At 41.6% G+C, this 380-nt stretch carries 1 protein-coding gene; it reads right to left on the bottom strand.

Features of this window, described 5'->3' with window-relative positions; translation table 11 throughout:
- On the bottom strand, window positions 1-380 hold a 380-nt coding region (locus AC1M9N_RS14495), incomplete at both ends, for an FAD-dependent oxidoreductase (protein WP_481954977.1).

Consider the following 380-nt stretch of genomic DNA (forward strand, 5'->3'; position numbering starts at 1 on the left):
GTGGCAATGATGATTTGTTTATAAGGTACTGTTGTACAGTCACCCGCAGCGAATACACCTTTTACATTGGTTTCGTTGCGATCGTTAATCACAATCTCACCACGGTTGGTTAATTCAACTTGAGTTTCTTTTAAGAAATCCGTGTTGGGTAACAAACCGATTTGTACGAAGATCCCCGCCAATTCGACAGTGTGTTCTTCATCCGTCGCACGGTCTTTGTATTTCAGTGCAGTGACTTGTTTGCCATCACCCACAACTTCTGTAGACAACGCATTTTTGATGACAGTCGTGTTAGGTAAGCTGTTCAATTTATCTTGAAGAACTTGGTCAGCACGTAGTTTGGTATCAAACTCAACTAAAGTGACATGCTCAACAATACC

The organism is Acinetobacter sp. ANC_7655, assembly GCF_056784015.1.